Raw genomic sequence first — 12,173 nt, 5'->3', positions numbered from 1 at the left:
AACTGTATGTAAACACAGTTGTGTATTTTTACAGGAGAGTGCAAATGCTTACCCAATTAACCATCAGCAATTTTGCTATCGTTCGTGAGTTAGAAATTGATTTTCGTAGCGGTATGACCACCATTACCGGTGAAACTGGGGCGGGTAAGTCCATTGCAATTGATGCGCTTGGTTTGTGTTTGGGGAACCGTGGTGAAGCCAATATGGTTCGACCAGGAGCACAACGTGCTGACCTTTGTGCACGATTCTCACTTACAGATGCACAAACTGCGGCAAACTGGTTAGCAGAACATCAACTTGATAACCATAATGAGTGCCTATTACGCCGTACAATAGCCTCTGATGGACGCTCCCGCGGCTTTATTAATGGTATTTCTGTACCGCTGTCCCAACTTAGAGAGCTAGGCGCTTTGCTAATTCAAATTCATGGGCAACACGCACATCAATTACTACTTGATAATTCACATCAAAAATCATTACTTGATGCTTATGCAAATCAGCAAGAATTATTGACCCAAATGAAGCAAATATGGCAGACGTGGCATAACTCCTGCCAGCAACTCGCGATATTTCAAAAACAAATACAAGAGCGTGAATCTCGCCAACAACTATTAGATTACCATTTAAAAGAATTGAACGAGTTCCTCCCTATACAAGGTGAATTTGAAGAAATTGACCAAGAGTACAAACAATTAGCTAATCATGGGCAGTTCTTAACGATCGGTCAAACAACAGCACAAATACTGTCAGAAAATGATGATGCTAATGTTATCAGCTTACTGAATATGGCCAAAAATGAGTTAACTGATTTAGTTTCACTCAACCCTAAATTCTCAGGGTTACTGGACATGTTAGAAGAGGCTTCAATCCAAGTCAGTGAAGTCAGTGATGAAATAAAACATTATTGTGATCAATACGAACTTGATCCCAATCGTTTGTTTGAACTTGAACAGCGCATCTCGAAACAAATTAGTTTAGCGCGTAAACATCACATTGCCCCCGAAGCACTGCCAGAGTTATTCCAACAGTTATTAGCTGAAAAAGAACAAATTGCCAACCAAAATGAAGATTGTGATGCCTTAAACGAGCAAGTTGTTTTCAATCACCAAAAAGCATTAGATTGTGCCGAACGTCTGCACCATGTGCGGTGCCATTATGCACAAGAATTAAGTACTTTAATTACCAACAGTATGCATCAGTTATCCATGCCTCATGGATTATTTACTATTGATGTTAAATTTAACCCTGAACAACTACAAATTGATGGTGCCTGCAAAATTGAATTCAATGTTACGACGAACCCAGGCCAACCGCACCAAGCACTTGCTAAAGTTGCTTCAGGGGGAGAGTTATCGCGTATTGCGTTAGCAATTCAAGTCATTACTGCTAAAAAGATGGATACCCCTGCATTAATTTTTGATGAGGTAGATGTTGGTATTAGCGGCCCTACTGCCGCTATTGTTGGTAAATTATTACGAGAACTCGGTGAATCAACCCAAGTTATGTGCGTAACGCACTTACCCCAAGTTGCAGGCTGCGGGCATCATCATTTTTATGTTAGCAAAGAAACAAACGGCGTTGAAACAGAAACTCATATGCAGTTATTAGATAAAAAATCTAGATTACAAGAGCTTGCACGCCTTTTAGCGGGTTCAGCTGTCACCAAAAACACACTTGCAAATGCAAAAGAGCTTCTTGCAGCATAATTTTTGACAACTTTTTTACTCTCTTGTGGTCTTAGAGTCGATAAGGAAGGTTTTAAAATGTATCAATGTCGATTATCATTGATGTTCTGACTCCAAAAGGAATGAGATATCCATGCGTTATAAATTGTTAACTGCTGCTGCACTATCACTCGCATTAATGTCCTCGGGCTGTTCAATGATGGAACGTCTTGTCTATCACCCAGACATTAACCAAGGTAATTACCTCACAGCGAAAGATGTTGCTAAGATCCAAAAAGGAATGACACAGCAACAGGTCGCTTATACTTTGGGCACACCAATGTTATCCGACCCGTTTGGTACTCAGACTTGGTATTATGTGTTCCGCCAAGAACTTGGGCATGACCCAGTTCAACAAGAAACTTTAACTTTGACATTTGATCGTAATGGTATTTTAACTGACATCAAAAATGAGAAGAATCTTTCCGCGCAGGAATCTATGGAAGCAAGTGAAACTAAAGCTTCAGACACTAAAGCCGCTGAATAAAAAACAATGTGATTTCATAGCTGTACACCTATGAAACTAAATTGGCAGGTAAAGCTTGTTTTTGACCCCAGTTATTTCATATATAAATGGCAATAACTGGGGCTAAATAAAACCAAAAGCCTCACAATCACGAGATTGACGACACCGCTTAACTCAAGGACTTTTTTGTTTCCTTTGATTTCTCAGCGCGTTTACGGCGTAATTCTTTAGGATCAGCTATCAAAGGTCGGTAAATTTCAATTCGATCCCCATTTTGTACCAGATCAGTCAACTTAGCTGGGCGACTATAAATACCCACCTTATTTTTCTTTAAATCGATGTCATCTCGAAGAGCTAAAATACCCGATGCAAGTATCGCACCTTCAATTGTAGTCCCCTCTTCAACCTTAACTGATAGCAAAAATTGCTTTTCTGGCAATGCATATGTCACTTCAATATTAAATTCAGACACTGTAAACATCCTTGGCTCTCAAAGTAAAAGCCTGAACCATATTATTAGCTAATTCCTTGAAAATTTTGCCAAATGCTAATTCAATCAACTTATTAGTGAACTCAAAATCAAGATGAAACTCAATTTTACAGGCATCCGCACTCAAAGGAATAAACTTCCATCCGCCCGACAGCTTACTAAATGGCCCTTCAACCAATTGCATATGAATGCACTTATTATCCTCAAGTACATTCTTTGTTATGAAGGTTTTGCTGATCCCTGCTTTCGAAACCTCAACGGAAGCAGTCATCTCTTCAGCACTATGACTAATAATACGGCTACCGACACACCCAGGTAGGAAACTTGGGTATGAAATAACATCATTTACGAGCTTATACATTTGTTCTGCACTAAAAGGGACTAAAGCAGAGCGACTAATCTGTGGCATATCAATTCCTATCCCCAAAAACTGGGCATATAATACCATCATTGACTGGTTAAACAAAAAACAAAACCCATATAGGGCAAGATTTGCACAATCAGAAAAATATCAGCTTAGAAAGATTTCTTTCAACTCAGCTTACAGTATAATGATTGCACTATGACAAAGAAAAAACCATATAAACCCGGTTCAGCAACAATTGCTATGAACAAGCGTGCTCGCCACGAATATTCTATCGAAGAGGAGTTCGAGGCGGGTTTGTCCCTACAAGGTTGGGAAGTTAAATCTCTCCGAGCTGGCAAAGCCAACATCGGTGACAGTTATGTTTTACTACGGGACGGTGAAGCCTATTTGTTTGGTGCTAACTTCACACCACTCACGGTAGCATCATCTCATGTGGTATGTGACCCAACGCGTAGCCGTAAACTCCTTCTTAATCAAAGGGAATTAGATACCCTTTATGGAAAAGTCAACCGTGAAGGGTACACTGTAATTGCACTTTCCCTTTATTGGAAAAATGCGTGGTGTAAAGTTAAAATTGGTGTTGCTAGGGGTAAAAAATCCCATGACAAGCGCTCTGACATTAAAGAACGCGAATGGCAACTCGATAAAGCACGGATAATGAAACATTCTAATCGCTAAGCCCTAGCTTTATAGAATAATTTTCTGTTATACTGTGTTCAACAACTTGGGGCTGATTCTGGATTCGACGGGATTTGCGAAACCCAAGGTGCATGCCGAGGGGCGGTTGGCCTCGTAAAAAGCCGCAAAAAAATAGTCGCAAACGACGAAAACTACGCACTAGCAGCTTAATAACCTGCATAGAGCCCTCTCTCCCTAGCCTCCGTTCTTAGGACGGGGATCAAGAGAGGTCAAACCCAAAAGAACTCGTGTGGATGCCTTGCCTGGGGTTGAAGCATTAAATTTAATCAGGATAGTTTGTTAGTGGCGTGTCTGTCCGCAGCTGGCAAATGAATCTAAAGACTAGACTAAGCATGTAGTACCGAGGATGTAGAAATTTCGGACGCGGGTTCAACTCCCGCCAGCTCCACCAAATATAGTATCATTGATGTTCAGTGATGATTAAAAAAGCCTTCAATTTCATAGTTGAAGGCTTTTTTTATATGTATTAATGGTCAGTTATGCTCAGTGACAAGCAAAATTTTTAGTTATATCATTAGTTATATCCCTTATGTATAACTAAAAGGCGTATAACTATATGGCGCGTACAACAGTTCCACTCAGTGATACCAAGCTTAAATCAGCAAAACCCAAAGATAAAGATTATACGCTGCAAGATGGAAATGGCTTATATCTGCTAATCAAAACAACTGGCTCAAAAATATGGCGCTTTAACTACTACCGCCCTATAACCAAAAAACGAGCACTTATTAGCTTTGGTAGCTACCCTACGGTTAGTCTTTTAGATGCTAGGCTTAAACGTGAAAATGCGCGAGAGCTTCTAGCTAAAAATATAGATCCACAAGAACACAAAAAAGCTGAAGAACAACGCCTGTTTGAAGAAAAAAATAATACCTTTGAAAAAATAGCTCAACAGTGGTTCGAAATCAAAAGTAAATCTAGTTTACAAGAATCAACCTTGAAAGATATTTGGCGTTCTCTTGAGTTACATGTCCTCCCTCATGTTGGTGATATAGCAATAGCTGATTTAAAAGCTCGCCACTTTATTAGCGCATTAGAACCTTTAAAAGCACAAGGCAAACTAGAATCAGTTAAACGAGTAGCGCAACGCATTAATGAAGTGATGTTTTATGCTGTGAATGTGGGCTATCTTGATGCTAATCCTGCTGCAAAAATTACCGCCGCTTTTGAAAACCCAGTTGTAAAAAACTTACCTGCATTAAAACCTGATCAGCTTCCTGAATTGATGGCTGCAATCCAAGGGGTCAACATTGAGCGACAAACTTATTGTTTACTGCAATGGCAATTATTAACTATGACTCGCCCAGCCGAAGCAGCCGAAGCGGCATGGTGTGAGATCGATCTCGATAATAAGCTTTGGACTATCCCACCAGCACGAATGAAGATGAAAAGAGAACATATCATTCCTCTCTCTCCTCAAGCATTGGCAATATTAGAAACTATGAAACCTATAAGCGGTCATAGGGAATACATTTTTCCTAGTATGAAATCACCACACACTAAACCAATGAATAGCCAAACAGTTAATGCGGCTATCAAGCGTGTTGGCTTTGCAGGTCGCCTTGTAGCACATGGATTCCGTTCAATTGCATCAACTGCATTAAATGAGCATGGATTTCAACCTGATGTGATTGAAGCAGCTTTAGCCCATATCGATAGCAATGAGGTACGACGTGCTTATAACCGAGCTATTTATCTTGAACAAAGGCGCGAAATGATGGATTGGTGGGGAGAGTTTGTTAATAACGCGATCAATAAGCATTAGTGTACAATTAAATTTAATTGTCTGTTTTGTGCCAATTGCAGACGTTGAAGTTCGTAATAGCTTAAAGGTTATTCCATCAGTATTTGATGTAGCAAGCGACGAGGATGTTTAACAGAGCTCAGTGAGCGCTGATTGAAGGATACATCAGAGGGTTATCCTGAATTTTTATGGATTTAATCAAGAATGCCTGGTGATAAATGTTCCCGAACAACGATTTGTGCTTAAGCGGATTTATAACGTGCTTCTAACTTATCTAGGAAACCAAACAATATCTGATTCATTTCGCTGTAATCATGCGCCCGAAGTTCTTCAGAAGTGTTAACGAAACGGTATTCTGCTGCACGACTTAAATATTTTTCAGAATGTGCAATCAGCAGTTCAACTACTTCCAGTGTTAGTTCCATATGGCATTGGAAACCAAATATGCGATCTGAATATGCAACGATCTGTCGTGGGCAACCTTCACTATAAGCAATAATTTTTGCATCTTGGGTTAGGCCCGGCATATCGTTATGCCAGTGGCCGACTTCAACAGTGTTCGTAAAGTGAGAGAACATCGCATCCTTTCGGCCATCTTTGGTCAGTGTGATTGGGAATTTACCAATCTCTTTTTCGGGACTGTGTGCGAATGATACGCCCAGCGCTTCGCCTATTAGCTGTGAGCCAAGGCAGATACCGATCACGACCTTATTAGTCTGAATTGCAGAAGCAATCAAAGCCTGTTCACCTTTGGAATCAAAGTGCGGGCATTCTTCTAGAGTAGTGGCTGGATCTTGCGGGCCGCCCATAACTATTAGGAAATCGATGCCTTCGGTATCTCTTGGCAGCAAGTCACCAGCATACATGCGTGAATAAGTCACATGATGTCCTTTATTTTTTGCCCATGTTTCATAAGCTCCTGGGGCTTCGAAACTTTCATGTACGATAAAATGAACTCGCATTAGGTTATTCTCCTATAATATCTATGATAATTTGAATTATGAATCACTCACCTATCTATTAAGGCTATACTGCTGGTAGCTCTAACTTCGATATCATAATTGCAGAGGATGAATCTGAAATGCCAATTAATATAGATAAGGCGCCAAGACATGATGAAGCAACAGGCTGGTCAAGCACAGCGATTAGCTATCAACGTGGAGATACAGACCCTCCTCATCATCATGTTGAAGGACAGTTACTGTTTGCCTCCAGAGGAGTTATGCTGGTTGAAACAGAGAGTAACCGATGGGTTATTCCTCCTCAGCGTGCATTGTGGCTACCACCTCTTCACATACATAGTTACAATCTTCTTTCTCAAACAGAACTACGAGCTGTCTATTTCAGTAGCAGCCTTATCGCTGAATGCACGAACTTTACAAAGAATAACCAGGTGCATGTAATTACTGCTACAGTACTGGTGAAAGAGCTGATAGCCGGACTATTCAGCGAGAATTACCACAGACCGAGCAAGCGGAAAATGGCACTGTTGCTTCTAGAAATTCTCAGCGAAGCTCCACCTTTAACTACGGAGCTTCCAATGCCACATGATGAGAGATTATTTAGAGCGGTTAGAGAATTACTAGTTAATCAACGCTGGGAAGTATCTCTGAGTGATCTGGCATTTATAGCAAACATGTCTGAACGTTCATTCTCCCGATTATTTATTAAGGATACTGGCTTCACTTATAGAACCTGGAAGCAGAGAGCCAGAATTTGTGTGTCATTAGATCTTCTAGCGAACAGTATTCCAATTAAACAAGTTGCTTACCAGCTAGGTTTCTCATGTCCAACCACATTTACTGCTGCTTTTCGCTCTATTTTGGGTTCAACGCCACGTGATTTTACTAACCCAGTTAGCATAAAGAGAGAACTATAAGCACCAATCAAGTATGTATAATCTCTTAGGGAAAGTGATCAAGGAAACTAATCAGCAACGAATGTTAATTCAAACTGAATCTGAATATCCGCTGTTCGCTCAAAGCTGTTCTTTGGCCTGACCTACGATAGCTTAGTGCCAAAAGCAGACTTTAATCCTTACAATTTTACACCATGTAAAAACTGGTTATTTCTTCGTTGCTCTCCCTCGCTGCTAACTGCATTAAAAAATCCTCTGCTAACATCACCAGAAACATCAATAATCTGCTTTAATGCAGAAAGTGTCTTAATTTGCTGGCCAGTTAAGCCTGCCTTATCAAGCACTAATTGCTCGTCATTTACATCTTTTAAATAAGAAAAATACTTCCCCAAAAAACCTGCGATAACATCAGATAATTGAACAGCTTCTGAGTTGTGGGATTTAACGAATTCATAATTCTTTATTAACATACTATTTTCAGGTAACGGATAATCTTTAATTTCATCCTGAATGCTTTTCTCTTCATCAAATATGTGAATGGAATTTTTAAATATATATAAATTTCTTAAATAAAATTCCATAAAGCTACCGATCAGTTTTCGACCACGAAATCCCGATATGAACGGCAGTTCTTCGATTTTCAGAGATTCTTTAACCAAATTTTCGAGTGTGTTTGCTCGAAAATCCGACAGCATACAACTATGCATGCATGTAAAATCAATAAGCCATAGGCAAAACTCATGAACTTTTTCTTCTGGAATATCTGGGTAGTTAAATTTATGTAGAGCATTCAGGAAAACATCAGAATTGCTATTGGCAAGCTCATAAAAATCACTCTTAAGTAACATGTGATTCATGATATAAAAAGGATGATGTAACTCACCAATAATAGAATCAATAATGTCAATAACAGACCAGTATGTGACGTTAAGATTAAAATAATGGATATAGAATTTGTTTTTGATGAGCCAATTTAGAATAATTAAAAGCTTATCAGATTTAAGCATATCTAAAAAACCACCCTTAGCAATATGCTTGAGTTTTAGTTCATGGGCACTTTTTTGAAGATTAAGCATTTGAAATAGACTTGAAAAATCACTACCACTGTTTAATCCTTCATGTAATATTCCTGCAAGGATGAAATTATCAACCTTGTTAACATTAAAGCCAGAATCTTTTAAATATAGCTTTCGGATATTATTCGTTTCATCATAATAAAATGTATAAACTTTATCAGTGTTTTGAAGTCTATTAAGCTGAATGATAACCTCTCTAAGTTCTTTGATATCCATTTTTTCCTTAATTTTTGTAAAAGAAGGTCAGTTTCAGTAATTATCATATAAGCAATCAAGTTAAATAGTCGTTTACGACTCATTTATTTAGCATTCTAAAACCTTCTGCAGAAATTATAAATAGGACTTCTTTGTTTAATTCGGTATTTATTTCTGGAATTATGTTTTGAAGTGACTTTCCCTCCATCATTTTTTTATAAAGCTTCTCATTTATTTGTATCGCATGTGTAACTAAAAGGTTTTCAGTTGCACCAATAACGCCGAAAAAAGGATAACCCCCATCAGATGCAGTTACTTTTACAGCATTTATGCCTTTGCAAGTACTCATGTTTAACAGTAAGGTATTATTACTAAGGGTATTCACTTCTTCAAGATGTTCAGCAAGATCTTTCCATGCCACAATTTCACTTCCAACTTCAATTCCATCTCTGCATCCATGCCCAACGAATTGCAAAAAATATTTCGTTCCTGCTTTTGTCCTGTTCTGCACAACAAAATTAGGACACTTTTCTGAAGGAGTTTTCATACGCTACTGGCGATAAATAATGATTAGCCGTGTGTAATCGCGTTAAATTGTAATAACGAAGATAATCCAGTACGTCTTGTTTCATTTCCGAGCGATTGGCATGCGGTCTTTTAAATAAACAATCATGTTTTAAGCTGCCAAAAAAACGTTCAACAACCGCATTATCCCAGCAGGCACCCACATCGCCTTGACTTGAGCGCATATCATAACTTTTTAGTAACGCTTGATATTGTCCACTCGTATATTGACTCCCGCGATCACTGTGAAACACACAGCCTTTTGAGGGAGAACGTAAGTTATACGCCATCATTAAGGCTTTGCTTATTAATGTGCTATCAATTTTCGATGACATGTGCCAACCCACAATACGCCGAGAATATAAATCCATCACGATAGCCAGATAGAGCCAACCTTCTGGCGTTTTTAAATAGGTGATATCACCTGCCCAGATTTCATTAACCGCAACCGGATTAAAGTTTTGATTCAATAAATTGTCAGCTGTGGCAATCACTTTGCCTTTCGAAGTCCCTCGATACCTTTTTCTTTGCTTAACCACTAACCCTAATTGTTTCATCAACTTTCGGGTTCGATAGTCACTGATGGCGTAACCTTCTTGGCGTAATTGAGCGCCTAACATGCGATAACCCAAGCTCTCTCGGCTTTCTTTGAAGAGGTCGCTCGCTTTTTGATGTAATTCAAGCGTGTCTTCATTAAGTGGCTTAACAGGGGGCTTTTGCCAAGCATAAAACGTTGAGCGACTGAGTCTCATCACTCGACACAAGTGCTTAATAGGATAGTGTGTCTTATGCTCTTGGACAAACCAGCATCTTATAGCAGCTCTTTCGCAAAGAAGGCACTCGCCTTTTTTAGGATTTCTTTCTCCATTTTCAATTGTTTAACTTCTTTGCGCAGCGCCAACAGCTCCTGTCGTTCAAGAGGGGTTAATGCACTGGGCTTATTGCCCGCTTCATGATGTTTTCGCCAAGCATAAAGCAGCTTGGTCGTGACGCCGAGTGCATCAGCTGCTTGTTGAACGGTATAGGCTTGTTCGAGTATTAAGTTAATCGCTTCTTTCTTAAAACGTTCAGTATATTGCTTCGGTGAATTTCGTTTCATATCGACATCTTATTTTAAAGGTGAATATATTCCTTTATCAAAGTGTCCACATTTATTAAAGCACAACAATTTTTGTTCGCAGTATTCACTGTACTGCGAACGCCCTCATGACTAACAGAAAATCAGATAGATTGCCTTTATGATTTTTGTTTGTCATTTAACTGAATACGGCACACTTGAGAACGACTGTAGCCAGTCGCTTCAGCGGTTTCACGAATACTCAGCCCCTTGATTTTTCGATAATAAATCACCTTATCATGACGTTCTTTATCCGCCTGCTTTCCTTTGTATTTACCTAATGATTGCGCACGTTCAATACCTTGTTTTTGGCGTTCCCGACGGCTTATCCAATCTTTGTGGGACATGGCGGCCATTAAATCAATTAACATGGTGTTAATTGCCGAAAGGACGGCTTGAGTGATAGGATCGTTCTGTGTGAGATCTTGATTATTTAGAGCTTGCCAGGATGTCGGGATATCTAAACTCACAATGCGTAATTCATGGTGCTCAATTTGTTTTTTCAGTTTTAACCAATCAGCATTATTTAATCGGGTCAGTCGATCAATTTGTTCAACGAGCAAAATATCACCCTGTTGACTGTCACTGAGTAAACGAGCAAGTTCGGGGTGTTCTAATTGTGTTCCGCTGATGTGTTCGCGATAATAATTCGCAATTCGCCCACCGCGTTCTTCAACAAAGTCATTTAGCATCTTTTTTGCTCTATCTGCATATTGATCTTCAGAAGATGCTCGAAGGTAAGCTCGAATGAACATTTTTTCACCTATCTATCGCATTTAAGTTATCTCATAAAAAGTATCGCATATAGGTTATTGCATTGATAGTGATTTGATGCATTTTAGGTTATCGCTTTGGGGTATACCCTAAAGCTATAGGTAAATTAGCATAAAGTGCAACACAAATATTGACTATCCCCATTATGGGGATATAATGGTGGTAATTTCAAATCTAGGTACAAGTATGAAAGCGTTGTTTGTCGAATTACCCGCTTTTGAGCGATATAGGGAAAGTTATCTAACAGATGATGAGTTTCGCAGCTTTCAAAATATGTTATTAAAAAATCCATTATGTGGTGATGTTATTCAACACACAGGTGGTTTACGGAAAGTTCGATTTTCTGATTCAAAAAGAAATAAAGGAAAACGTGGAGGTACCCGAATAATTTATTATTGGTATTTAGAGAAATCACAATTTTTGTTATTCACTATTTACAGTAAAAACATTGCAGATGATCTAACAAAAAGCCAGCGTGAGCAATTAAGTAAGATGTTAGATATGATTAAAAAAAGGAGTAATGATGATTAAACGTGATATTTTTTCTGAGCTCCAAGAAGGAATGGAAGCTTGGAGTGAGTTTAACAAAGGAAAGAAAACCTTAAAGACTCATCGTATCAACATGAAACCTTTGTCTATGACACCTACCGAAGTAAAAGCGATACGAGAGAAATTAAAATTATCTCAAGCAGTCTTCGCTCAGTATTTACATACAGGGGTTACGACATTGCAGAATTGGGAGCAAGGGCTTGCAAAACCTAATAAACAAGCTGTCTTGCTGCTCAAAATGGTAGAAAAAAGACCTGATACTTTAAATGAATTAGCTGGATTATAATGGTTAAAAGGAAGGACTGTGGCAACGGTTTTTCCTTTTTATCATATTAAGTTTTTTATGTGTTACTAGCCTGACTAAGTCATTTGCCTTATCTTGATGGTTAGGAAAATGGATGAATAGTTTAACGGATCTATAACGTGTGTCACTCAGAACCTCGGCTGACGTTTAGTCTTAAAGACCAAGCTTATTTTTTAACACTTCATACGGTGTTTTACCAGCATGAGCTGAGTGGGGGCGATGACAATTATAAAATGCCTCCCATTC

14 protein-coding genes, 1 other RNA gene and 1 pseudogene are annotated in these 12,173 nt (G+C 38.9%); 8 read left to right on the top strand and 8 right to left on the bottom strand.

Annotated features, from left to right (window positions below; translation table 11 throughout):
• Positions 1-44: 44 nt before the first annotated feature.
• Both recN and bamE read left to right on the top strand, forming a co-directional pair.
• Positions 45-1,706 carry a DNA repair protein RecN gene (gene recN, locus ACLPIE_RS17655; protein ID WP_430263018.1) on the top strand — a complete coding sequence of 554 codons (1,662 nt, stop codon included), beginning with the start codon at positions 45-47 and terminating at the stop codon, positions 1,704-1,706.
• Positions 1,707-1,818: 112 nt separating this feature from the next.
• Positions 1,819-2,211 carry an outer membrane protein assembly factor BamE gene (gene bamE, locus ACLPIE_RS17650; protein WP_430263017.1) on the top strand — a complete coding sequence of 131 codons (393 nt, stop codon included), beginning with the start codon at positions 1,819-1,821 and terminating at the stop codon, positions 2,209-2,211.
• A 148-nt stretch (positions 2,212-2,359) separates the two neighbouring features.
• Here bamE and ACLPIE_RS17645 read toward each other — a convergent pair whose 3' ends face one another.
• Both ACLPIE_RS17645 and ACLPIE_RS17640 read right to left on the bottom strand, forming a co-directional pair.
• Entirely contained in the window at positions 2,360-2,671 is a 312-nt protein-coding gene (locus ACLPIE_RS17645; protein ID WP_430263016.1) for an RnfH family protein, read from the bottom strand.
• Positions 2,655-3,089, bottom strand: a complete 435-nt coding sequence (locus ACLPIE_RS17640; RefSeq protein ID WP_430263015.1) for a type II toxin-antitoxin system RatA family toxin — start codon at positions 3,087-3,089, stop codon at positions 2,655-2,657. The genes ACLPIE_RS17645 and ACLPIE_RS17640 overlap by 17 nt, the downstream gene beginning before the upstream one ends.
• A gap of 153 nt (positions 3,090-3,242) precedes the next feature.
• Here ACLPIE_RS17640 and smpB point away from each other — a divergent pair, with 153 nt between their 5' ends.
• From smpB to ACLPIE_RS17625, 3 genes are all read left to right on the top strand, one after another.
• A complete protein-coding gene (gene smpB / locus ACLPIE_RS17635; protein WP_004265004.1) occupies positions 3,243-3,725 on the top strand; it encodes an SsrA-binding protein SmpB in 483 nt (160 codons plus the stop codon).
• Between the two features lie 48 nt (positions 3,726-3,773).
• Positions 3,774-4,137, top strand: a transfer-messenger RNA (tmRNA) gene (gene ssrA / locus ACLPIE_RS17630).
• 165 nt (positions 4,138-4,302) lie between these two features.
• Positions 4,303-5,511, top strand: coding sequence for an integrase domain-containing protein (locus tag ACLPIE_RS17625; RefSeq protein WP_350025198.1), 1,209 nt, complete (start codon positions 4,303-4,305; stop codon positions 5,509-5,511).
• Between the two features lie 221 nt (positions 5,512-5,732).
• Here ACLPIE_RS17625 and ACLPIE_RS17620 read toward each other — a convergent pair whose 3' ends face one another.
• A complete protein-coding gene (locus ACLPIE_RS17620) occupies positions 5,733-6,452 on the bottom strand; it encodes a type 1 glutamine amidotransferase (RefSeq protein WP_430263014.1) in 720 nt (239 codons plus the stop codon).
• A 119-nt stretch (positions 6,453-6,571) separates the two neighbouring features.
• Between ACLPIE_RS17620 and ACLPIE_RS17615 the strand changes: the two genes are divergently transcribed.
• Complete coding sequence (locus ACLPIE_RS17615; RefSeq protein WP_430263013.1) at positions 6,572-7,369, top strand: AraC family transcriptional regulator; 798 nt, start codon at positions 6,572-6,574, stop codon at positions 7,367-7,369.
• A 158-nt stretch (positions 7,370-7,527) separates the two neighbouring features.
• Here ACLPIE_RS17615 and ACLPIE_RS17610 read toward each other — a convergent pair whose 3' ends face one another.
• From ACLPIE_RS17610 to ACLPIE_RS17595, 4 genes are all read right to left on the bottom strand, one after another.
• Entirely contained in the window at positions 7,528-8,640 is a 1,113-nt protein-coding gene (locus ACLPIE_RS17610) for a DUF3800 domain-containing protein (protein ID WP_430263012.1), read from the bottom strand.
• A 79-nt stretch (positions 8,641-8,719) separates the two neighbouring features.
• Entirely contained in the window at positions 8,720-9,166 is a 447-nt protein-coding gene (locus tag ACLPIE_RS17605; protein ID WP_430263011.1) for a hypothetical protein, read from the bottom strand.
• Positions 9,138-10,282, bottom strand: a protein-coding gene (locus ACLPIE_RS17600; protein WP_430263010.1) for an IS3 family transposase whose coding sequence is annotated in 2 segments (ribosomal slippage) — positions 9,138-10,036 and positions 10,036-10,282 — 1,146 coding nt in all. Because the reading frame shifts where the segments join, the coding sequence is not laid out codon by codon here. Before ACLPIE_RS17600 ends, ACLPIE_RS17605 begins: the two co-directional genes overlap by 29 nt.
• Positions 10,283-10,419: 137 nt before the next feature.
• Positions 10,420-11,055 carry a recombinase family protein gene (locus tag ACLPIE_RS17595; RefSeq protein WP_430263009.1) on the bottom strand — a complete coding sequence of 212 codons (636 nt, stop codon included), beginning with the start codon at positions 11,053-11,055 and terminating at the stop codon, positions 10,420-10,422.
• A gap of 205 nt (positions 11,056-11,260) precedes the next feature.
• Here ACLPIE_RS17595 and ACLPIE_RS17590 point away from each other — a divergent pair, with 205 nt between their 5' ends.
• Together ACLPIE_RS17590 and ACLPIE_RS17585 are read left to right on the top strand one after the other, a co-directional pair.
• A complete protein-coding gene (locus ACLPIE_RS17590) occupies positions 11,261-11,605 on the top strand; it encodes a toxin (protein WP_430263078.1) in 345 nt (114 codons plus the stop codon).
• Complete coding sequence (locus ACLPIE_RS17585) at positions 11,598-11,909, top strand: helix-turn-helix domain-containing protein (protein ID WP_430263077.1); 312 nt, start codon at positions 11,598-11,600, stop codon at positions 11,907-11,909. The genes ACLPIE_RS17590 and ACLPIE_RS17585 overlap by 8 nt, the downstream gene beginning before the upstream one ends.
• Before the next feature lie 171 nt (positions 11,910-12,080).
• Here the strand turns inward: ACLPIE_RS17585 and ACLPIE_RS17580 are convergent.
• Positions 12,081-12,173: pseudogene (locus tag ACLPIE_RS17580) on the bottom strand (IS481 family transposase); the annotation flags it as partial.

Origin of the sequence: Providencia sp. Me31A, from assembly GCF_050487165.1 — a bacterium.
Lineage (GTDB): Bacteria > Pseudomonadota > Gammaproteobacteria > Enterobacterales > Enterobacteriaceae > Providencia.
The sequence above is the reverse complement of the archived record's forward strand: the minus strand, read 5'-3'. Positions and strand labels throughout refer to the sequence as shown.

Excerpts from the sequence above, each read along its gene's own strand:
- recN (WP_430263018.1), top strand. The coding sequence starts at position 45 with ATGCTTACCCAATTAACCATCAGCAATTTTGCTATCGTTCGTGAGTTA.
- bamE (WP_430263017.1), top strand. The coding sequence starts at position 1,819 with ATGCGTTATAAATTGTTAACTGCTGCTGCACTATCACTCGCATTAATG.
- ACLPIE_RS17645 (WP_430263016.1), bottom strand. The coding sequence starts at position 2,671 with ATGTTTACAGTGTCTGAATTTAATATTGAAGTGACATATGCATTGCCA.
- ACLPIE_RS17640 (WP_430263015.1), bottom strand. The coding sequence starts at position 3,089 with ATGCCACAGATTAGTCGCTCTGCTTTAGTCCCTTTTAGTGCAGAACAA.
- smpB (WP_004265004.1), top strand. The coding sequence starts at position 3,243 with ATGACAAAGAAAAAACCATATAAACCCGGTTCAGCAACAATTGCTATG.
- ACLPIE_RS17625 (WP_350025198.1), top strand. The coding sequence starts at position 4,303 with ATGGCGCGTACAACAGTTCCACTCAGTGATACCAAGCTTAAATCAGCA.
- ACLPIE_RS17620 (WP_430263014.1), bottom strand. The coding sequence starts at position 6,452 with ATGCGAGTTCATTTTATCGTACATGAAAGTTTCGAAGCCCCAGGAGCT.
- ACLPIE_RS17615 (WP_430263013.1), top strand. The coding sequence starts at position 6,572 with ATGCCAATTAATATAGATAAGGCGCCAAGACATGATGAAGCAACAGGC.
- ACLPIE_RS17610 (WP_430263012.1), bottom strand. The coding sequence starts at position 8,640 with ATGGATATCAAAGAACTTAGAGAGGTTATCATTCAGCTTAATAGACTT.
- ACLPIE_RS17605 (WP_430263011.1), bottom strand. The coding sequence starts at position 9,166 with ATGAAAACTCCTTCAGAAAAGTGTCCTAATTTTGTTGTGCAGAACAGG.
- ACLPIE_RS17595 (WP_430263009.1), bottom strand. The coding sequence starts at position 11,055 with ATGTTCATTCGAGCTTACCTTCGAGCATCTTCTGAAGATCAATATGCA.
- ACLPIE_RS17590 (WP_430263078.1), top strand. The coding sequence starts at position 11,261 with ATGAAAGCGTTGTTTGTCGAATTACCCGCTTTTGAGCGATATAGGGAA.
- ACLPIE_RS17585 (WP_430263077.1), top strand. The coding sequence starts at position 11,598 with ATGATTAAACGTGATATTTTTTCTGAGCTCCAAGAAGGAATGGAAGCT.